This is a genomic window from Shewanella sp. 10B, assembly GCF_023475885.1.
Taxonomy (GTDB): domain Bacteria; phylum Pseudomonadota; class Gammaproteobacteria; order Enterobacterales; family Shewanellaceae; genus Shewanella; species Shewanella mangrovisoli.
In genome coordinates this window covers 675310-696121 of sequence record NZ_JAMDJO010000001.1, presented here as the reverse complement: position 1 = coordinate 696121, position 20812 = coordinate 675310, and the positions used below count along the sequence as shown (strand labels likewise).

Here is a 20812-nt window from a genome sequence, read left to right as displayed (position 1 = left end):
TCAGCCCGTTGTGAAAAATGCCATGCTCTTGCATGGCTTTTTTATTTTCAGCAAATTAAGCCATATTTAAGGTTTAGCTCAATCGGCTTTTTTGTTGGTATGCGCGGCTATTTTGCCAACACAAGTCATTAACAGAGGTTTCATGTTCGATCTCTTTCGCCACAAAACATCTAGTCACAAAGCCGATATTCTCTCGGGGCTGACGGTCGCACTTGCGCTGATCCCAGAAGCCGTTGCCTTTGCCTTTGTCGCCAATGTCGAACCTATGGTCGGCCTCTATGCGGCCTTTATTATGGGATTGGTTACCGCACTGATTGGCGGCCGCCCAGGCATGATTTCGGGCGCAACAGGGGCCATGGCCGTGGTGATGGTGTCCTTAGTGGTTGAACATGGCGTGCAATACTTATTCGCCGCTGTGGTGCTGGCGGGGTTAATCCAAATCAGCGCAGGGATATTTAAACTGGGTAAGTTTATCCGCATTGTGCCCTATCCTGTGATGATAGGTTTTGTTAATGGCCTCGCCATTGTGATTTTCTTGGCTCAGCTCGGGCAATTTAAAGTCAAAAATGCCGCAGGGGAATTAGTCTGGCTACCGCAAGAGCCTTTGATGCTGATGTTAGGGTTAGTCGCTCTGACCATGGCAATTATTTACTTTTTACCCAAGCTGACTACAGCAGTCCCCTCATCGTTAGTTGCGATTTTAAGCGTGACCGCCATCGTGGCGGGTTTTGACTTAGAAACCCGTAATGTGTTGGATTTTCTTAAAACCATGAGTGGTGATGAGCATGCAACCATCGCAGGTTCACTCCCAAGTTTTGCTGTTCCACAGGTGCCGTTTAACCTTGAGACGCTCTATATCATCCTGCCCTATTCCTTTATTTTAGCCGCCGTTGGATTAATCGAATCACTGTTAACCTTAACGGTTATCGATGAAATGACCAATACCCGCGGACGCAGCAATAAAGAATGTATAGGCCAAGGCGTGGGCAATATCACCAGCGGCTTTTTTGGGGCGATGGGCGGCTGCGCTATGATTGGTCAATCGATGATTAACATTAACTCGGGTGGCCGTGGCAGATTATCCGGTATTACCGCGGCTATCGGTTTACTGACTTTTATCCTGTTTGGCGCATCTTTTATCGAAATCATTCCGCTAGCCGCTTTGGTTGGCGTGATGTTTATCGTGGTGCTCGGCACATTCGAATGGGCAAGCTTTAAGTTTATGGGCAAAGTCCCTAAACATGATGCCTTTGTGATTGTGCTCGTGACCACAGTGACCGTTTTTACCGATCTCGCCTTTGCCGTCTTTGTCGGCGTCGTAGTATCTGCGCTCGTGTTTGCATGGCAACATGCTAAACACATCAGCGTGAAAGTGACCTCAAATAGTCTGGGCTGGAAAGTCTATGAGCTGAACGGCCCACTGTTTTTTGGCTCAGTGGCCAGTTTCCTCGAATTATTTGATGCCTCGCAGGATCCCCAGGATGTCATTATCGATTTCAAACATTCACGCGTAGCCGACCATTCAGCATTAGAAGCCATAGATACCCTTGCCGAACGTTATGTTGCGCTGGGGAAAAAATTGCATTTGGTGCACTTAAGTGCCGACTGTAAAGCCTTACTTCACAAAGCAGGCGATCTGGTTGAAGTGAATTTGCTAGACGATCCTCACTATAAAGTCGCTGACGATAAGCTCGATTCTTAAATAAGCACCTAATAAGGCTGCAATAACTGCTAACCCACGGTCTGAAGGTTAACTTCGCAAAAAGATCGTGGGTTTATTTCTGCTGGTAAAACAAGACTTGATGTGCACCGATACCTGATAGCTTAACTATCAAACTCAACTTTCACTACTCAACTTTGGCTAGATAAATAGGCTCCAGAACAGAGGAAAGGAGGTTAAGAGGTTAAGAGGTTAAGAGGTTAAGAGGTTAAGAGGTTAAGAGGTTAAGAAAGAATATCGCCTAATCCACTCTCGATATACAAAGCAAGAGTGTAGAAAGCTTAAAAGCGACACAAATAAAAAGAGCCGTGGTATAAACCACAGCTCTTAAATCCCTTGCTATCAGCGCTAGGCTAATAGCACTGAAAATTAACCGATTACGGTTACGTTTTCAGCTTGAGGACCTTTTTGACCTTGAGTCACAGTGAAAGACACTTTTTGACCTTCGTCAAGAGTTTTGAAACCGTCAGAGTTGATTGCACGGAAGTGTACGAATACGTCTGGACCAGATTCTTGCTCGATGAAGCCAAAACCTTTGTCAGAGTTGAACCACTTAACAACACCAGTAACTTGAGACATGATATAAATCCTGTAAATAAAAAATTAAAGCCTTAACGGCGGTGGAGCTGGAAAATGCCGGTATTACTTATGTTTACAGGACGAACTGGTCGTATTGAACACATAAATATAAGCCCAACCTTCAAGCTAGTAAGACTATAAACCATTCTAAAGATAAGTCAACATACTGCGACACTTTGAAAAATTTATTTAAACCAAGCCCATCTCAGGTTTTGCCACCGGCTCGCAGAACAGCATGTTCTTACGGCGTAAGCATCGACAGTTAAGCATTTTAAATAATTTATTTCAATAGCTTAAAATCAACCTCTAGACTGAAATGCGATGTACTTCAATCTGAAAGTCTAATTCGCAGCTTAATCCGCTCTGTGCAAATGTGTGCTTTTGTTCGGCCGTAAACTTCCAAGCGTAGGGAGTCATTTCCAGAAAATGGCTAATATCTTGGCTATTATTTAGCTCAAGTTGTGACCTAAGCCGCTCTTGGTGTAAACATTCGAACCCCTCAATCTTGGCATCCGACGCTGGATGCAATCTCGGTTCGGCATAAATTTGCTGTTTTAGCGCAAAATGATGTAAAGGCCCAGGCGATACTGTGATCAAAATGCCATTGGGCGCCATGACCCGCTGCAACTCTTCCTGCTTCGATGGCGCATAGATACGAATCGCTAAATCGATGCTCTGTGATGGGATCGGCATTTCGTAGGCGCTCGCCACACAAAAGCTGAGGTTCGGGTACCGTTTAGCCGCATATTTTATCGCCGATTTGGAGATGTCCACGCCCTGTAACTGGCAAGGATGCTCGGCGACAAGCGTATTGTACAAACGATGGCTGTAATACCCCTCACCACAGCCGATATCGAGGACCTGCAGCGCCCCGCTGGCATACGCAAGTGCCAACGCATTCACTCTGTCACTTAAGCTTTGATAGTAACCCGCAGTTAAAAACTCCCTGCGGGCCAACATCATCTGTTGATTGTCGCCAGGATCTTTGGAATTTTTCTTCTGCACGGGAAGCAGATTCACATAACCTTCTTTGGCCATGTCGAACTTGTGTGCCTGCGGGCATCCCCAAGTTCGTTCAGTCAAGGTGAGCGGTAAGGCACACAAAGGACATATATATTGCATTGGTTAACTCTATAAATGATTGGAATGGCTGGCTTATGCCTCATCTTCCATGAGTCGCTCCACCATTTGCAGTAATTCAGGGGAAGCGAGCAGCTCAAAACATTCGAGCTTCCTTAAGGCTTTATCAATATTCAAACCGTCATTCGCTGCACGGCTAAAATTTGGTCGTTCGAACATATGAGTATAAGTGCGAAATAACCATTGGCGCTTTTGTTGCAGCAAGGGATCAAGTCGCACCGCCTCTTCGGCTAACCCCGTATGACAATGCCCCAACTCTCCCCGTAAAAACGCTTGTAGCTCGAGCCGAACTTGTTCTATTTCAGTCAAGCATACGGCCAAGGATTCAGCGGTAGCATTATAGTCATATTCCCGCGCTAATATCGCTTTCGCCATCATCAACACTTTGGGCTCATGCAAACCTCGGCCATCGGACTCGAGTGCGACGAGCTCAAATTTAGATGCCGCTTGCAGTGACACACTGATCCCGGCCTGCGCATCGACTTTAATGGCAATGCCCGCGCGCAGTTCCTGCGCGCAAAATTTGGGTGCAGTACCTAAACGATGGTAAAGCCGAACTCCTTGCCCCAAAGATCTTGACGTCGATACTGCAAAACTTGTCGCTTCCACTATCTCGGCATTGAGTTTGAGTCCTAAGATAGGTTGAAAGCGGACGGCAATCTGCGGCTGCGGTGTTTCAGACACCACAATCAACTCAAGCAATGGTGCCCCCATCGCCTCAAGCACAATAAAATCGCTGATATTGCTGGGCAAGGTTAAGGTCAGCGTCGAGCTCTGCCCAACATCGAGTACCATAGGTTCATTAAGATATTGATGATGCATAAGACTTATTCCCTGTTCTAAAGGGAATTGTAACTGCCAACCGAGGTAAAGATCACCTCTTAAGCGCTTATCTTTTCAATATAATTTCTCAATCTCGGTTTTTGCTAATGAATATTGCGGTGAGTTTAAGTGTTAAGATGCTATCATTCGACAAAACCGTCATTTGATTGAAATTATGTATACAGCATCTCAGCCAAGTATTTTTTGGCACGATTATGAAACCTTCGGAGCCAATCCCGCCAAGGATAGACCGGCCCAGTTTGCCGGGATCCGCACAGACTTAGATCTCAATATCATCAGTGAACCCGAGACTTTTTACTGTAAACAATCAACGGATTATCTCCCCTCGCCCGAAGCTATTTTAATCACAGGGATCACACCACAATTAGCCAATTTAAAGGGGTTGCCTGAAACCGAGTTTATGGGGCGCATTCATACCCTCTTTAGCCAACCGAATACCTGTGTCGCAGGCTATAACTCCTTACGTTTTGACGATGAAGTCACCCGCTACGGTTTCTACCGTAACTTTATCGATCCCTATGCCCGCGAATGGCAAAATGGCAATACTCGCTGGGATATCATCGATTTAGTCAGAGCTTGCTATGCGTTTAGACCAGACGGGATCCATTGGCCATTAAAAGAAGATGGCTCGCCCAGTTTTAAGTTAGAGCACCTAACGCAAGCCAATGGTTTAAGCCATGAAAAAGCCCACGATGCCATGTCTGATGTGTACGCCACCATCGCTATGGCCAAGCTAATTAAAGAAAAGCAACCCAAGTTATATCAATACTATTTCGAGCTACGCCGTAAACAGGCCGTGAGTGCCCAAATCGATGTGTTGAATATGCAGCCGCTTGCCCATGTGAGTTCCAAAATCAGTGCGCTGCAGGGGTGTACAACTCTTATTGCCCCTGTTGCCTACCATCCAAGCAACAAAAACGCCATTATTTGCGTTAACTTAGCCATGGATTTAAGCCCGCTGCTTGAGTTAGATGTCGAGCAAATAAAGACTCGCATGTATACGCCAAGAACCGAGCTTGCCGCGGATGAGTTACCTATTCCGGTCAAACAAGTTCATCTTAACAAATGCCCTTTTATTACCTCGGCCAAGATTTTGGATGATGCCCAGGCAGAAAGACTTAATATCGATAAAGCTTTTGCCAGAGAGCAATACAAACGCTTAAAGGCTCACCCAGAATTGCGGGAAAAACTGGCCCAACTCTTTGAGCATGAAGGTGAAGTCACAACCACAGATCCTGACTTAATGCTGTATTCGGGTGGTTTTTTCGGCCCAGCCGATAAAGCCAAGATGGAGATCATTCGCCATACCTTGCCACAAAATTTAGCGGCGCTGGATCTGCAGTTTGATGATGGACGCATTCCCGAGATGCTGTTTCGCTACCGAGCACGTAACTACCCTGAGCTGCTGAATGATCAAGAAGCTCAGCGTTGGCGTACTTTCTGCCAACAACGTTTGAGCGATCAGGATTATTTACTCAAACTTGAAAATCTGCTGCAAGATACCGAGGGTGATGAACACAAACAGAAGTTACTCGCGGCCCTGTGTCACTATCTACGCGGGCTCTAAAGCTACGCGGACTCTACAACACCGATAGCGAATCGCTAAGCAGAGAGTTCAATCAGATAAGACAGTTATTTAACGCCAGACATTGATAACTTCTTTCAGTTGTCACTTATCTGGCGTTAAATTGAGGTATAAACGCGAACTAACTCGCATTTATACCGTAACAAAATTACTAGAATGTTCTTCCATGAACTTAACAAACAAGGAGTCGGGAAATGCAAGATAGATTTATCAAAAGCATAACCCAGCTGCCAACACCATTGGCTGACGCATTAATTCCCCTATTACATCAAAACTTTGCGGGACATATTGATGCGCAGCAACTGGCAGAGTTAGTCCAAAGCAGCAAAATGACCGAAGCCGAAGTATTACTGGCGCTGCTGCCCATTGCCGCCGCCTTGGCGAAACCGCCTATTAGCGAATTTTACGTCGGCGCGATTGCCAAAGGGAAAAGTGGCGATATCTATATGGGCGCCAACCTTGAACTGCCCGGCGAGGCCCTGTTTCACTCTGTGCATGCGGAGCAAAGCGCCATCAGTCACGCTTGGTTAAGTGGCGAGAGCCAAATTGTCGATATGATAGTCAATGCTAGCCCTTGTGGTCATTGCCGTCAGTTTATGAACGAACTGGTCGAGGGTGGCCAAATCAAGATCCATTTGCCATCGCAAGACAGCCATTTACTGTCCTATTACCTACCCTATGCGTTTGGGCCGAAGGACTTAAATGTGCAGTCGCCCTTGCTGGTCAAGCAGGAAACCGAATTTGCCCTCGATAGCAGCGATCCTATGGTGATTGAGGCGTTAGATCATGCGGGTTTAAGCTACGCGCCTTATACCCAAAGTTACGCGGCCGTCGTATTAGAAACAGCGGATGGCGCAACCTATTGTGGTCGTTACGCTGAAAACGCGGCGTTTAACCCTTCCATGCTGCCAATGCAGATGGCCTTATCGAATCTGACTCGACATAACCGTGATTTTGGCGAGATCCGCCGCGCGGTGCTGGTCGAGTCATCGCAGGGGAAAATCAGTTTAGTGGGCGCAACCATGGATGCGTTACATGCCGTTGCGGCCATCGAACTTGAGCATATTGTGGTCGACCCCGTTTAAAGAGAGTCCGGCGGCGCTTTAGCTTTACACAATTGTATTTGCTGGGCGCCGCGTTTTTCTCATCTCTTACTTCTAGCGGTTCTAAGTCACTTAGCTAAGGATTAGCGCTTCGTTTGGCCTCGAATGCAACCTTACGCTCAGCCATTCTTAAGTAACAATCCTCGCGCTGCGCCTCTGTCATGGTGCGCCAGGCTAAGATCTCATCCAAATGCCTAAAGCAACCCATACAGATATCTTGCTGATCGAGGCAGCAATTTCGCACACAGGGATGTTCGAGGTGATTACTCTGACCAGACCGCATATTCGTTGCCAGCTGGCTCAATAAAATGGAAACGTCGTCCACCGGGAAAGCTGAAAATATCTGTACTGATAGCGCCGCCCGCCGCCTTCACAGCCGCTTGTGTCTGTTCTAAATCCTTGCTGTACAACACGATCAACGGACAACCTTTTTCGAGGTTAAAACTTACCTCTGCTTGATAAAAACCACCCGTGATCCCCGCATCAATAAAACAGCTATAATGCGGGCCGTAATCCTCAAAGCGCCAACCAAATACCGTATTAAAAAAGGCCTTCGAGCGACCAATATCTGTGGTGGGGATTTCTAAATAATTAATGCTGTGATGATCCATAATCTTCCCTGCCCATGATTAATCAAACAAAAAAGGGAGCCAATGCTCCCTTTAGTATGCTGGCTATTGCCAGATTAACCTTGTACTAAGGCGGCGACAAGTCCGATAGCGCCACCAAATACCCCGCCCCACACTACGAGCCAACCTAAATGCGTCTGGATCATCTCCTGCACGATTTGCTTAACCATTTGCGGCGTTAATTCATTTAGGCGTTGTTCAACGATATTGGCGATCTTCGTTTGTAGATCGGCCATTACATTCGGCTGTTCAATTTCTTGTTTCAATAGGTTGCGGAACTGTTCACTCTCGGACATTTCCACCAAAGAGGCTTTCATCTTCTCGATAAAGGGTTCCTTTAACGGCATTAACGCCTCAGTGCCGCCAAACATGGATAACATGCCGCCGAAGGAGGATTGAGCCACAGTGTTAACTAAAGCATCGAAGGATGGCGCTAAGTCCACTTTATCAATCACAGGCGCTAAATCGATTTGGCTAATTCCCTCTTTTTCCGACAGAAAACGGTCAATATTCTCAGTGGTGAAGAACTGCTTCATCATAAGATGCGCAATCCCCGCTTTGAACTCTTCAAAACGCGATGGCACGACGCCCGAACCGTATAAACCTGGGACCTTCTCAAACAGCATATACACCGCAAGCCAGTTAGTAATGGCGCCAGATAAAGCAAATAAACCTACATTAAACAGAATGGGTTGGCTCAATGCGTATCCCAATGCAACGCAAATGGCCGCTAGCACATTTGTCACTAAACTCTTATTCAATCTTACTCCCCTCTTAAGCTATCGACTCGATTGCAAATGGCGCTAGTTTAGCAAGCGAAAGGGATGCAGGTCTAATGCTGAAAAAGGATGAAAAACGTAGCCAAATACCGATAAAACATCGCGCAAACCCAGCTAACTCAAGCGCTAGCCGGGCCAGCCTTACATCGCTAACGGCGAGTGGCGTCAATCAGGTTATTTCATTAATTAACATTAACTTAGTTTAATGATTTTAAGGAAAAATAATTGCACATTTCTCAACGCGCTTAGGAATTATTGAAAAGCATCGTCTACACTCAAGGGGACAAAAACTCCACAACCTTGCTTAATCACGTAAACATAAGGGATGTGCTTATGGACTCTGCATTTAATACCGCTGGTGCTTTAGGTTGGCATGAACTGACGACCCACGATACCGAAGAAGCCATGCGCTTTTATGGCGAAGTGTTTGGTTGGCAGTTTAGAACGGTCAAAATGCCCCATGGTCAATATCATCTCATTGAAAATCAAGGCGTAGGTATTGGCGGTATTACCGATAATCTGATCCCAGCATTACCTTCACATTGGACGGGGTACGTCACAGTGGCCGACGTCGATTTGGTCGCTATTAATGCGAAAAAACTCGGCGGCGACATTCTCTTCGGCCCAGAGGATATTCCTAAAGTGGGTCGTTTTGTTGGATAAAAGATCCACAGGGCGCCATTATCGCCGCAATTAGTTACCTCTCAGCCTAAGCCGTTTCGACTGCATCTAATTGCGTTTGATTGGCAGAAACGTTACTGCTGTGAACAGAGGGTTATTGTTTAATATTGCTTGACGTTCAAACTCGTTACCATAAGGTAATGCTCAGATTTAATTGGAAAAACTAAAAACAACTCATGTACACCTGAGCATTATTCGCTAGAATAGTCGCATTTATTGATAGATTTCGCGCCTGCGTGCGTATTGGAGCCTTAATCTCACTATGTTGACTCAGCTATCACGGTTAAAACTGGCGTTCTTTAGCCGTCCTCGATACCAACGAATTCTCGCCTATTTAACGATAATCTACTTAAGTTACCTGATTATCCTTGGACTGGTGCTCCCCAAGGCCGTAGTGTCTTTCGCCCCAGAGAAGCTTGCAGAAGTATTGGGCCGTCCTGTGACACTGCAGGATATGCGGGTCAATCCTTTTACCTTCCAAGTCAATATCGAACAGTTCGAAGTTAAAGAGAAAGATAATCAAGCCTTTGCGGGATTATCTCAGCTGCAATTTGAAGTCAACTTTTGGCAGTCGGTGTTTAATCAAGCCGTGGTGATCGATCATATCCAGCTGCAAGGCCCCTTCGCCAATATCAATCGGTTTCAAACCCAAGGGAAAACCCAGTTTAACTTCGACGATATTATTACCACCCTCAATCAGGCTAAAACGCCGAGTGAGCCTGAAACCGCTACAGCAAATACCCACCCACCGCGAGTGATATTAGGTGAATTAAGCTTAACGGCGGGTAAGGTCAAATTTGATGATAAAGTCACCCAAGCCTTGGTTGATTACCCCAATATCAACTTCAAACTCAGTCAGTTAGATACTGAGTATTTGATGACGGCCAATCCTGCAAGCCCTGCAAATAGCCAAGCAATGACATCTCAGGATAAGCCTGCAACGGATACACCTACGACTCAGGCCAACTCTGCATCGAATCCTCCGAACATTCTGCACAACCAATTTGTCGCCCAGTTGCAGGATGCCCATGCGGGCGAAGTCAGTCTTGCCGGACAATTCCAGCTTTTCCCCTTTAAGCTTGTCGGGGATGCACAGCTAGCCAAACTACAACTCGCTCCTTTTTGGCCATTTGTTGCCGACCAATTCAAGGTAAAACTGGCGGCGGGTGAACTCAGTATCAACAGTCATTACCAAGTTGAGTTGCCAGCCGATGGAAACCTACAACTCTCGGCCGACCGAGGTCAAGTGATTGTAGAGAAAGTTGATTTACTCAATGGCGACCAGTCCGTTATCGCCCTACCCTTGCTGGCGATTGATGGAATTAACCTCAACCTCGCCAAGCAGCGCGTCGACATTAAGCAAATCCACAGTAAAGGTTTAAGCCTGAAAGCTAAGCTTGATGAACAAGGCATCGATTTAGCGCAGCTGTTAATGCCAAAATCTATGGCTGCCAGCACAGATACCGCAGCGCCGAACACGCCTGCTGAAGCACAAACACCAGAAGCCGCAGCTGAAACGAACGCGTCAGCCGCATCGGCTTCACAAGCGACTTCGGATAAGAGCGCGACTGAACAGCAAGATGCCTGGTTAGTGACACTGGGCGGACTGAGTATTGAAAACTACGATATACAACTTGCGGAGCATAAACTTACCCAAACCGCGCAGCAATGGCGTGTTTATCCCCTTAATTTTGCAACACAAGCCATAGTGAGCGATTTAAAGGCGCCTATCGAATACGAGCTTTCCTTTGCTCTAAATGATAAAGGACGCTTTATCTCCAAGGGGCAAGTCGATGTGCCTAGTGAGTCAATTAGCGCCGACCTTAAAGTCGAGCAACTCGCCTTAGCCCAATTCCAACCCTACCTTGCGCCCTATGTGAATATGCAGCTCAGCAGTGGCCTGTTCAGCACTGATGGCAAGCTAAATGCCGACGGCAAAGGCAAAGCGATTTATCAAGGCAGTGTTGAGCTGGATGATTTGAGTATCCTCGACAACATTCGTAAAGCCCCCTTGGTTAAATGGCAAAAAATGCATATTAATCAGCTCGATTTCGACCAGCAGCTGAATAAAATTAATATCGACCATCTAAGCTTTAATCAGCCCTACGCTAAGGTGGTTATCGCTAAGGATCGCACGACCAATATCAGTAATCTGATTGTGGAAACGCCTGCGACTGACGCGTCTAAGACGACTGCGACAACGGCCAAGACAGAGGCCAAGCCGCAGAGCAGCCCCGATGCAACGGCTCAGCAGCCCGAGTTAAGCTTAGATATTCAGAAAATCAGCTTTAACCAAGGCTCGGCATTTTTCGCCGATAACTCCCTCACGCCTAACTTTGCCTCAGGCATTGAGCAGCTTGAAGGCAATATCAGTCACTTATCCTCCAAACCCGGCACGACAGCATCGGTCGATATTAAAGGGAAAATCGATCGTTATGCGCCAGTGACCCTAAAAGGGGATATTAACCCACTGCTGGATAAGCCTTATCTTGACTTAGACCTAGTGTTTAAGAGTGTCGAGCTAACCTCTGTCAATCCTTATTCAGGCACCTATGCAGGCTATTACATCGATAAGGGGCAATTGTCCTTAGCGCTCAACTACAAACTGGAGCAAAACCAACTCAAGGGCAGCAACCACTTAGTGATTGATCAGCTCAAACTGGGTAAACGCAGCAACAGTGACTTAGCCACTAGTTTGCCCGTGACATTAGCGATTGCCCTGTTACAGGACCGCCACGGCGTGATTGACCTTGGGATGGAAGTCTCCGGCGACTTAGACTCTCCCAGCTTTAGTGTCGGCGGCATTATCATGACAGCCATCACCAATGTGATCACTAAGGCCGTAACAGCGCCCTTCTCTTTCCTTGCGGGTCTTGTAGGTTCAGATGAAACCTTGGATAAAATCCCCTTCAATCCAGGGCAATTTGTACTCAGCCCAACTGAGCAGGAAAGCTTAGATAAACTCGCTAAAGGCTTAGATGATCGCCCAATGCTGAAATTGAGCCTTGAAGGCAGTGTCGATGCCGTCAAGGATAGCCAAGCGATTGCCGAGCGCATGATGAAACGCAAGCTGGCCACGCTAGCCAATCTGCCACTGACGGAATTACCCGCAGATCTCAGTCCGAGCCAATTCCCAACCGAAGGCCCACTGGCCGATGCGCTGGTCAAACTGTACGAGCAGGAAGTCAAAACCAATCCGGATGATGTGAAAGACACTATTGTTGCTGAGACCAAAGATGCGCCACTGAGCAAAGAGGAACTCACCACCCGTTGGCATATTGCGCTGTATAACCTCACGGTAAAAGCGCAAACAGTTAGCCCTGGCATGTTAGGCGATTTAGCCCAAGAGCGGGCTAAATCGGTTAAAGCCTATCTTGTCGACAGTAAAGGGATCGCGCCAGAGCGGATTTTCCTACTCGAGAGCCGCGTGACCTTGAGCCAAGATGCGGCGCAGGTGAATATGAGTATCGATGCAAACTAAATACTCACCAACACCAAAACATGGATAATAAAACGCCCAGTCCTCACTGGGCGTTTTTATACCGCGAGTCGACTAACAGCCTCAGTCTCAATTACTTGGCCTCACGCATCCCTTAGGTTACACTCTGCGGCTTTATGCGAGCGGAATCACATTTCGCCAAGTCTTTTCGACAGCGGAATACCCATTTGCCACCATACTGCGGCGCGCTAACACACTTTATTCGAGGTAATTATGTTTATTATTCGCTGGATTTTAGGCCGGATCATTTTGTTACTGAACTTTGTGTTCACCCCAAAGAAGCGTAAACGCCCACAGGCAGAACAACAACAGATTGACGCCCAGACCGAAGCGCTCGCTTTATATCAGTACAATGCCTGTCCTTTCTGCGTGAAAGTGCGCCGCGCTATGCGTCGTCAAGGACTGAATATTCAAACGGTGGATGCAAAACAATCCCCGCACAAAGATGAGCTCATCACTCAGGGCGGTAAACAACAGGTTCCTTGTTTGCGCATTGAAGAAAATGGCCAAGTACAATGGCTGTATGAGTCGAAAGAAATTATTAATTACTTAGATCAACGCTTTGCCTAAATGAAATGCGCGCCCTATGGCGCGCTTTTTATTTAGGCCTTTATTTACTTACGCCACATTTATTTACGCCAAAGATATTCGCGATCGGAATAGTCAAACAACCACTGGGGTTGGTACACCACGAGCAGCGTCACCGCCATGCCATTGAGCAGCGCTTCGGGAAATGCTAATAACGGGATTAACATCAGATAGTTATCAATCAACACACCCCAGTCATAACCCATTGACCACCACAGCCAGAATGCCCAACTAAATTGATGAAAAACCGTCGACAAGCCAGCATTAATAAAGGCGCCGACAAAAATAAACACAAAAATATGCTTAGGAAACAAATGATAACTACGGCTGTAGAGGATAAAGGCACAGAACATCGGAATAGCGATAGCAAACAAGCTAAAAGCCCCAAACTCGGCGGGCTGCTTTAATACAAACACACTGAAAAATGCGCTCGGTAGCAGCAAGGCGACCGTGGCTAAACGCCAACCAAACATCAATAGGCAAGTGACTATGCCTAAAAAGTGTAAATGCAATCCCACTTGAATACTGGCATTGAGCAACCACAGGGTATTTACCGCAATCAGGGTCAATAACAGCCGCCATTGTAAGCCTTTGTCCTTCAGCACTTGCTGTAGCTCCTCCTTAGGCCAGATGGCATAAATCCACAGCGCCAGTAGCAACAGACTCAGGCACTGCAATGGGCTGATATCCCATTCGATTTGTGCAAAACGATTCGCCCAAAAGTCCAACATGAAAAAGGCTCCCTCGGTACAGCGCCATTCGGCGTGATAAAGCGGTAAAGATAATCACGGTATACGAGAGTCAGTATATCGTGAATAAAACCCATAATTGCATGATATTTCGCGGCAAATTAAGGTATTCTTCGATAAGTGAATCACCTAAGAGTAATCCTTCATATGCCATTAAGATCGATAAGTCTGACACTGCTGAGCTGCTTTACCCTACTCGCCTGTAGCAGCGCCCCGATAGATCCCACTGAGTTTGCCGGAAAATTTAAAGATAAACTCACCACAGATCTGCGCGCCGATGGCCTAAAACTCTTTACCTATCAAGCCGGTTTAGCCGAAGACAAATCGAAAAAGGATAATGCCGAGCGCCCCTTCCCCCACGAAGAACGCATGCGCCAAGTCGCCCAAGATCCTAGAGAGCAGCGCCGCAGTCGTAAAGAGCAGGCCGACTCACTCGAGATTTGGGGCAAACAGGTGGAGCTGGGGTTAGAAAAAACCTTAGAAATGACGGGCTATTGCCGCGAGGGTTATTTCGAATTGAGTCGAAATATTGAATCGGGACGCGGTGAAATTCGCGGAGAATGTAAAGAAGGCGCCACCGAGGAAGATAAACAAAAATTTGCGCGCTTTTAGCAAGTTTGAGTGCTTATCTTTACCAGTAAAAAGAAAAAAAAAGGGCGAGGTTATCGCCCTTATTTCAACGCTTTACTTAGCTAACTCACTGAGCGCTAACTCAAAGCCTCAATTCATTCAGTCTGCAATTAAACCGCTTCGTTTAAGGGAACTGCACGGTTTTCGAGTAACACAGGGATCCCATCCGTGATTGGATAGGCTAATTTGTCTGCCTTACAAATCAATTGCTGCGTTGTTTTATCGTATTCCAATTTTCCCTTGCACACAGGGCAAGCGACTATGTCTAACAGTTTTTTATCAAACGCCATGGGATTTTCCTTGTTTAGCTGCAGCCACAGAGCGCACACGGCTCAGCAGCTGTTGATCAAATTGTGGCGATAGCTTGGCATCCACAGCCAAATACCACCAGTTTTCTTGTGCAAAATCGCGACATTTAACCGCATCTTTTTCTGTCATCATCAGCGGGCGAGATGCCGCAAGCTCGCATAACACGTGTTTATCGTAGGCTTGGTGGTCATCAAAACCATGGGATAACGCGAGTTGAATGCCTTGTTGCGTTAACGTCTCAAAAAAGCGCGCCGGATGACCAATACCCGCCATTGCCACCACAGGTTGCGTCGGGTCAAACATGGCCTCAGCTTTAGGATTTACTGGTAACACCGCACTTGGACTCAGGTGCATCTCATATTGATTTGCCTGCGCGGGCCCACCATTGACCACCACAAAATCCACTTGATTTAGGCGCCAAGCCCCTTCCCGTAGCGGTCCTGCGGGCAACAAATGCTGATTCCCTAAACCGCGCTTTCCATCAATCACCACCAGCTCAATGTCACGGCCGAGGGCGTAATGCTGCAAACCATCGTCACAGATAATCACATCCACGGCAAACTCTGCCAACAACGCCTTGGCGGTATCGACACGTTTGGCTCCCACCACCATAGGCACACCGGTACGCGCGACAATCATGGCGGGCTCATCGCCTACTGCCGCCGCGCTATCTGCCGCGGTAACGACTTTTACCCCTTGGATATCCGCGCCATAACCACGGCTGATGACGCCAGGCTTAAACCCCTGTTGCCGTAACAACTCAATTAAATAGATAACGGTAGGCGTTTTACCGCTGCCGCCAACGGTAATGTTACCGACGACGATAACGGGCACGGGTAATGAAGTTTGGGATTTGAGTCCCAAGCGAAACAGGCTGCGACGAATCGCAGTAATCAAGGCAAATAGCACTGAAAACGGCAGCAAGAGCCACCGCAATGGGTGGCCCTCGTACCAGATTTTATTCACCAGCGCCTGCATTTAGCTACCAAACTGCATTTGGTATAACTTGGCATACATGCCGCCAAGTTCCAGAAGGGATTTATGGGTACCGCGCTCAACGATACGGCCTTGATCGACCACTAAAATTTGGTCGGCACTTTCAATGGTCGACAAACGATGGGCAATCACAACCGAGGTGCGGTTTTGACGAAGATTATCCAGCCCCTGCTGAATCGCTTTCTCAGATTCGGTATCGAGTGCCGAGGTGGCTTCATCAAGGATCAGCACAGGCGCATCACGCAGCATAGCGCGGGCAATCGCGATACGTTGTCTCTGGCCGCCCGATAACAACACGCCGTTTTCACCCACTTGAGTATCTAAACCTTCCGGCAATTGCTCGATAAACTCCATCGCGTGGGCTAAGGTTGCCGCTTGAATAATCTGCTCGCGGGTCGCTTCGCCGGGATAGGCATAGGCGATATTGTTGGCAATAGTATCGTTAAACAGCGTCACTTGCTGCGACACAAGTGCCACTTGATTACGCAATGATTTCAATGAGTAATCATAGATGCTGACATCATCGAGCAGAATATCACCAGATTCTAAGCCAGTGTAGAAACGCGTCACCAGACTGGCGATAGTGGATTTACCCGAACCAGAGCGACCGACTAAGGCCAAGGTTTGCCCTTGAGTTACCTCGAAGTCGATATTATCTAAGGCGCGGCGCTCCTGCCCATCGTAGCTGAAAGACACATTATCGAAACGTAAGTTGCCCTTAGCACGCTTGACGCTATAAGTACCCGTATCCGACTCTGGCAAAGTATCTAACAGTTCAAAGACCGTGGTACAGGCCGCGATACCGCGTTGAAATTCGGCGTTCACACGCGTGAGGTTTTTGATGGGTTGCAGCATGGCCATCATAGCGCCGAGAATGGTCGCGAAGGTACCAGCGGTCAAATCGGCTTTCATGCTATCGAGGCTCGCCGCATAGAGCACAAAGGCCAAGGCAAAGGAGCCAATCACCATGATCAGCGGCTGGCTAATGGCCTGCGCCACGGCGAGTTTCATGTTTTGATGACGGTTTCTGTCATTCACTTTGGCAAAACGCGCCGTTTCGGTTTCTTGTCCGCCGAAGGCCAAGACGTTTTTATGGCCTTTAATCATCTGCTCGGTGGCGGCACTGACATCGCCCATCGCCGTTTGGATTTGTTTCGATACCTTACGGAAGCGGCGACTGACAATAGTGATCACCAATCCCATAATCGGGCCAATCACTAAAATACACAGGGATAGCTTCCACGAGTTGTAAAACATCAGCGCAAGCATACCGATAACCGTCACCCCATCACGCACGATGGAGATCAAGGCGCTACCCGATGCGCGGGCAATTTGTTCGGTATCGAAGGTGACTTTTGAAATCAAGTTCCCGGTGTTTTCTTTATCCATGTAGCTCACGGGCAAGCTCAGATAATGCTCAAACACCTGCTGGCGCATATCCATGATCAAACGCGCACTCATGTAAGAAATGCCGTAGGTGGAGACAAAGTTCGCAAAACCGCGCAGGGAGAACATCAAAATAACCACTATCGGCGCCATTAATAACACTTGGTTATCGGCATGAAAACCTTGGCTAGTGGGAAGTGCGATACCGTTACTGATCGCCGGTGCACTGGAAAAGCCTTTATCGATAAAAGGACCGATAAAAGAAATAAAGGCCGCGTCGACAAGCCCATATACAATCAGGCCGACAACTGAAAGCAAAAACATGCCCTTCATCGGTTTGAGGTAGCCCAGTAGTCGTTTGAAAACTGTCCACATTTCGTCTTTAGGAGATGCTGTCATTGAAAACACTAAATTATGGCAAAGTGGCCATTCTACTCTGGATTAATCAAGTCACCAAATCTAAACAAGCGGTTATACCAAAATGGCGCCAAATCACGCCGATAGGTCTTTACCTCGAGCCGTCCAGCAGCAAAAGAAACGCTGAGCTGCCCTTCTCGCCCCGTCGTGAAATAGTGAATATTCCGCGCTTGATAGCGCGCGACCACATCGGGCTTGGGGAAACCATAACGATTATTGAGACCTGCTGGAAACAATACTAACTCAGGAGCGACAGAATCGATAAAGGCAGGAGTTGATGAGGTGCGGCTGCCATGGTGCGGCGCAATGAGCACTTGGCTTTTAAGCTCGGTGCCTTTGAGCGCTTGTTCAATCAATACCGCTTCGGTTTCCTTCTCAATATCACCACTGAGTAACAAACTGTGCGCGCCATCATCGATACGCAGCACACAGGAGGCGTTATTCCCCCCCTTGGCCGTCTGCGGCGAAATAAAGTTCAACGTTAATTGCTGCCAGTGAATTTGCTGCGGCACACAAGGCATACCAGCCAAATGAGCCACATCGGTTATCCAGTTTGCCCTTGGATAGGCTTTGGCCAGCACTTCGGCACCGCCAGCATGGTCGTTATCGCCATGACTCACAACAATATAATCCACCTGAGCTAAACCTTTGCTGTTAAGAAACGGGATAATCACCCGTTCGCTATAGCTAAAATCTTCACCAAAGGCGGCGCCCGTGTCATAGATAAGTGCGCGTTTATCCTGTTCAATCACCACGGCTAATCCCTGCCCCACATCGAGTAGATGCAGTGTCCACTGAGGGGAAGAGGACTCAGTCACTCGTGGAAAAATCACTAATATGAACGGAATAAACAGCAATGCTAAGGGTAAATGCCAGAGCCAATACCGACTATGATGCGGAAGATAACGCCACAGTATCAAGGCCAACAGTGCGCACAGACTGGCCCCGAGCAAGGTCTCAGAGACCGAATGCCAATGGGCGGGTAAATCACCGCTAAGTTCCAATAACCAGCCATAGGGTAACAGTGTTAAATCTGCCAGATGGAACAACGCAAACCATACTTGACCAAAAAGCGTGCCTAACAACCAGAGGATAAACGCCAGCATAGACAAGGGGATAATGATTAAGCTAAACCAAGGCACCACCAGCATATTCATCCACAGACTGTGTACGCTTAGGCCGCCGAAAAACACCGCCTGTACCAGCCCTAACACCAGACTTAAACGCCATTGAATCGACCAAAACTGCGTGAGTCTCCCTCTCGCTTTTGCCCTAAAGGTAGCGTTACCTTCGACGGGCTGAATAGTCGGCGCGCTTTCCAAGGTATATAAAATAATCGCTAAGGCACAAAACGACAGCCAAAAGCCAGCACTCAAACAGGCAAGCGGATCGAGCAAAAGCACAATAAAGAGTGCAAACAGTAAACGGTCCCACGCACTCGAGTAGCGTCTTAATAAACTCAGTAGCATGATTAATAAAATCATCACTAACGCGCGTTGGGTCGAAACGGCAAACCCCGCTAAATAGCTATAAAATAAGGCACTACCTCCGGCGAGCAATAGCGCAAACACTAGATTTCGCCTACTCGAATGCGCCACGAAGCGGCTTAATAGAAACAGCGTGCATACATAAACCCAGGCGGTGATCACAGATAAATGCAGCCCAGATATCGCCACTAAATGCCCAGTTCCGGTTTGCCTTAATGCCTGCCACTTACTGGCTGGTATGAGTTGCTTATCGCCCAAGATCAGCGCGAGCAAAATATCCCCCTGCGCAAATGTCGACAACTTAGGGGACAATTGGCTAATCAGATGATTTCTTAATGAAAAAAGCGATGTTTCTAACGTTGCATGTAGTACCCTGCCCTTGCCAACAATATGCTGACTAATCAATTGCTTTTGTTCGTTGTAACCACCTTGATTTAACACGCTCGAGATAGTTTTAGGCATCAGCGTAAATGACCAAACTTGCCCCACTTGCACCGCTTCAGGAGATTGCCAAGTGAGTCGCAACTTCGCCCTTGGCCAAAAGATTAAATTTGGTTTATCGACAATAATATCGAAGCTAACCCAGTCGCTGTTTTGACTAACTAGTGATATGATTTCGGCCCTCACTTGAATTGGCTGTTGCGATAAAGGAAGATCCTGCCGAGATAAGACTAAGCAAAACCCCGTAAGCCAACACATCGCGAAAAGTACGCCAGACAAACTAGGCGCTTTTTTGAATACGATGAGTGCCCCAAGGCAAAGGTAGGGTAAAGAATCGATTGGCAGCAGCGAGGGCCACAACATCGCTGATAATAAGGTGGCACTAAAGCCAAAAATGAATCCATTCATAGTGAATTAAGTTAAGACAGCAATTTCAGCCTATGCCAAAAAAATTAATCAAAAAATATATGCCTAAGCCTGAAACCCTGCGTGAGCACAAACACCTACGCATTTTCGGTCGCTTATTACATAACCCCAATCTGTGGGCGCTTAATCGCCGCTCTGCCCCGGGGGCCTTTGCCATAGGTTTGTTTGTCGCTTGGATCCCAATGCCGTTTCAAATGGTGGTCGCCGCCGCTTTCGCCATCCTGTTTAATGTCAATATTCCCGTGTCTGTCGCATTAGTGTGGATCACCAATCCGCTCACCATGCCAGTGATGTTTTATGGCGCTTATTTATTAGGCGCAAAAATTCTTGGCCATGCGCCGCAGGAGTTTGCCTTTGAAGCCAGCTGGCAATGGATTGAATCCTCATTGGCCACCATTGGCCCTGCATTTTTGCTTGGTTGCTTAGTGTTGGGAGTCATATTTTCCGCCTTGGGATACCTGACGATCAGTAACCTGTGGAAATACTCCATCATGTTTAAATGGCAAAAGCGTAAGACAAAATAATTGCCGAAGCTTTGCTGCACCATCCCGCAGCTCACTCGTATTTGATTTAAGGGCATCTAAGCGCATCTAATCACTTTGATTAGCGCTTAGATGTCTTGTTAGTGATCCAGCTTAGTACATTGGCTTAACTTGTTGCATTGGATCTCGTAGTCAAGCTCACCCAAGATATTGAACAAGTTAACTCCTCTCTGCATGACCTTCTCAGCCCCTGTAACACTTGCCGCTTGCTAAACTTAAATCCTTAAGCTGCCCGCTATCTCGTCTCGAATCTAAGAGCCAATCCGTCACATCTAACAGCAAA

General features: G+C 47.3%; 18 protein-coding genes and 1 pseudogene. 8 read left to right on the top strand and 11 right to left on the bottom strand.

The annotated features are described in order from the left end of the window. Positions 1-142 precede the first annotated feature (142 nt). Positions 143-1702, top strand: a complete 1560-nt coding sequence (locus tag M0415_RS02920) for a SulP family inorganic anion transporter (protein ID WP_249555740.1) — start codon at positions 143-145, stop codon at positions 1700-1702. Positions 1703-2089: 387 nt separating this feature from the next. Here M0415_RS02920 and M0415_RS02915 read toward each other — a convergent pair whose 3' ends face one another. The 3 genes from M0415_RS02915 to M0415_RS02905 form a co-directional block, all read right to left on the bottom strand. Next, a complete protein-coding gene (locus M0415_RS02915; RefSeq protein ID WP_011072720.1) occupies positions 2090-2299 on the bottom strand; it encodes a cold-shock protein in 210 nt (69 codons plus the stop codon). A 306-nt stretch (positions 2300-2605) separates the two neighbouring features. Beyond that, on the bottom strand, positions 2606-3421 hold the full coding sequence (gene rlmA / locus M0415_RS02910; RefSeq protein WP_249555742.1) for a 23S rRNA (guanine(745)-N(1))-methyltransferase: 816 nt from the start codon (positions 3419-3421) through the stop codon (positions 2606-2608). Positions 3422-3454: 33 nt separating this feature from the next. Continuing rightward, a complete protein-coding gene (locus tag M0415_RS02905) occupies positions 3455-4261 on the bottom strand; it encodes a hypothetical protein (protein WP_249555745.1) in 807 nt (268 codons plus the stop codon). 175 nt (positions 4262-4436) lie between these two features. Here M0415_RS02905 and sbcB point away from each other — a divergent pair, with 175 nt between their 5' ends. Together sbcB and cdd are read left to right on the top strand one after the other, a co-directional pair. Beyond that, positions 4437-5849, top strand: coding sequence for an exodeoxyribonuclease I (gene sbcB, locus M0415_RS02900; protein ID WP_249555747.1), 1413 nt, complete (start codon positions 4437-4439; stop codon positions 5847-5849). A gap of 212 nt (positions 5850-6061) precedes the next feature. Continuing rightward, positions 6062-6952 carry a cytidine deaminase gene (cdd, locus tag M0415_RS02895; RefSeq protein WP_220055989.1) on the top strand — a complete coding sequence of 297 codons (891 nt, stop codon included), beginning with the start codon at positions 6062-6064 and terminating at the stop codon, positions 6950-6952. Between the two features lie 94 nt (positions 6953-7046). Here the strand turns inward: cdd and M0415_RS02890 are convergent, their stop codons facing one another. From M0415_RS02890 to M0415_RS02880, 3 genes are all read right to left on the bottom strand, one after another. Continuing rightward, on the bottom strand, positions 7047-7253 hold the full coding sequence (locus tag M0415_RS02890) for a DUF1289 domain-containing protein (RefSeq protein ID WP_249555749.1): 207 nt from the start codon (positions 7251-7253) through the stop codon (positions 7047-7049). Beyond that, on the bottom strand, positions 7234-7581 hold the full coding sequence (locus M0415_RS02885) for a VOC family protein (RefSeq protein ID WP_249555751.1): 348 nt from the start codon (positions 7579-7581) through the stop codon (positions 7234-7236). The genes M0415_RS02890 and M0415_RS02885 overlap by 20 nt, the downstream gene beginning before the upstream one ends. 74 nt (positions 7582-7655) lie before the next feature. Then, positions 7656-8360: a DUF445 domain-containing protein gene (locus tag M0415_RS02880; RefSeq protein ID WP_011717477.1), complete on the bottom strand. Its 705-nt coding sequence runs from the start codon at positions 8358-8360 to the stop codon at positions 7656-7658. A gap of 351 nt (positions 8361-8711) precedes the next feature. On the opposite strand from M0415_RS02880, the pseudogene M0415_RS02875 reads away from it, so the two are divergent. From M0415_RS02875 to M0415_RS02865, 3 genes and pseudogenes are all read left to right on the top strand, one after another. Beyond that, a pseudogene (locus M0415_RS02875) lies at positions 8712-9091 on the top strand (VOC family protein). Positions 9092-9321: 230 nt separating this feature from the next. Next, complete coding sequence (locus M0415_RS02870) at positions 9322-12540, top strand: DUF748 domain-containing protein (protein WP_249555753.1); 3219 nt, start codon at positions 9322-9324, stop codon at positions 12538-12540. A gap of 231 nt (positions 12541-12771) precedes the next feature. Further along, on the top strand, positions 12772-13128 hold the full coding sequence (locus M0415_RS02865; protein WP_249555755.1) for a glutathione S-transferase N-terminal domain-containing protein: 357 nt from the start codon (positions 12772-12774) through the stop codon (positions 13126-13128). A 59-nt stretch (positions 13129-13187) separates the two neighbouring features. Here the strand turns inward: M0415_RS02865 and M0415_RS02860 are convergent, their stop codons facing one another. Beyond that, on the bottom strand, positions 13188-13877 hold the full coding sequence (locus M0415_RS02860) for an energy-coupling factor ABC transporter permease (RefSeq protein WP_249555757.1): 690 nt from the start codon (positions 13875-13877) through the stop codon (positions 13188-13190). 165 nt (positions 13878-14042) lie between these two features. Here M0415_RS02860 and M0415_RS02855 point away from each other — a divergent pair, with 165 nt between their 5' ends. Next, positions 14043-14507: a single stranded DNA-binding domain-containing protein gene (locus tag M0415_RS02855; RefSeq protein WP_249555759.1), complete on the top strand. Its 465-nt coding sequence runs from the start codon at positions 14043-14045 to the stop codon at positions 14505-14507. A 128-nt stretch (positions 14508-14635) separates the two neighbouring features. Here the strand turns inward: M0415_RS02855 and M0415_RS02850 are convergent, their stop codons facing one another. From M0415_RS02850 to M0415_RS02835, 4 genes are read right to left on the bottom strand one after another with little or no spacing between them, the layout of a single operon-like run. After that, positions 14636-14815, bottom strand: coding sequence for a Trm112 family protein (locus M0415_RS02850; RefSeq protein ID WP_011623174.1), 180 nt, complete (start codon positions 14813-14815; stop codon positions 14636-14638). Next, positions 14805-15812 carry a tetraacyldisaccharide 4'-kinase gene (gene lpxK, locus M0415_RS02845; RefSeq protein ID WP_249555761.1) on the bottom strand — a complete coding sequence of 336 codons (1008 nt, stop codon included), beginning with the start codon at positions 15810-15812 and terminating at the stop codon, positions 14805-14807. Before lpxK ends, M0415_RS02850 begins: the two co-directional genes overlap by 11 nt. Then, positions 15813-17615, bottom strand: coding sequence for a lipid A export permease/ATP-binding protein MsbA (gene msbA / locus M0415_RS02840; protein ID WP_249555764.1), 1803 nt, complete (start codon positions 17613-17615; stop codon positions 15813-15815). 32 nt (positions 17616-17647) lie between these two features. Further along, positions 17648-19969, bottom strand: a complete 2322-nt coding sequence (locus M0415_RS02835) for a DNA internalization-related competence protein ComEC/Rec2 (RefSeq protein ID WP_249555765.1) — start codon at positions 19967-19969, stop codon at positions 17648-17650. Between the two features lie 32 nt (positions 19970-20001). Here M0415_RS02835 and M0415_RS02830 point away from each other — a divergent pair, with 32 nt between their 5' ends. Continuing rightward, positions 20002-20511 (top strand): DUF2062 domain-containing protein, encoded by a 510-nt coding sequence (locus tag M0415_RS02830; RefSeq protein WP_011717486.1) that lies wholly within the window; start codon positions 20002-20004, stop codon positions 20509-20511. Positions 20512-20812 lie beyond the last annotated feature (301 nt).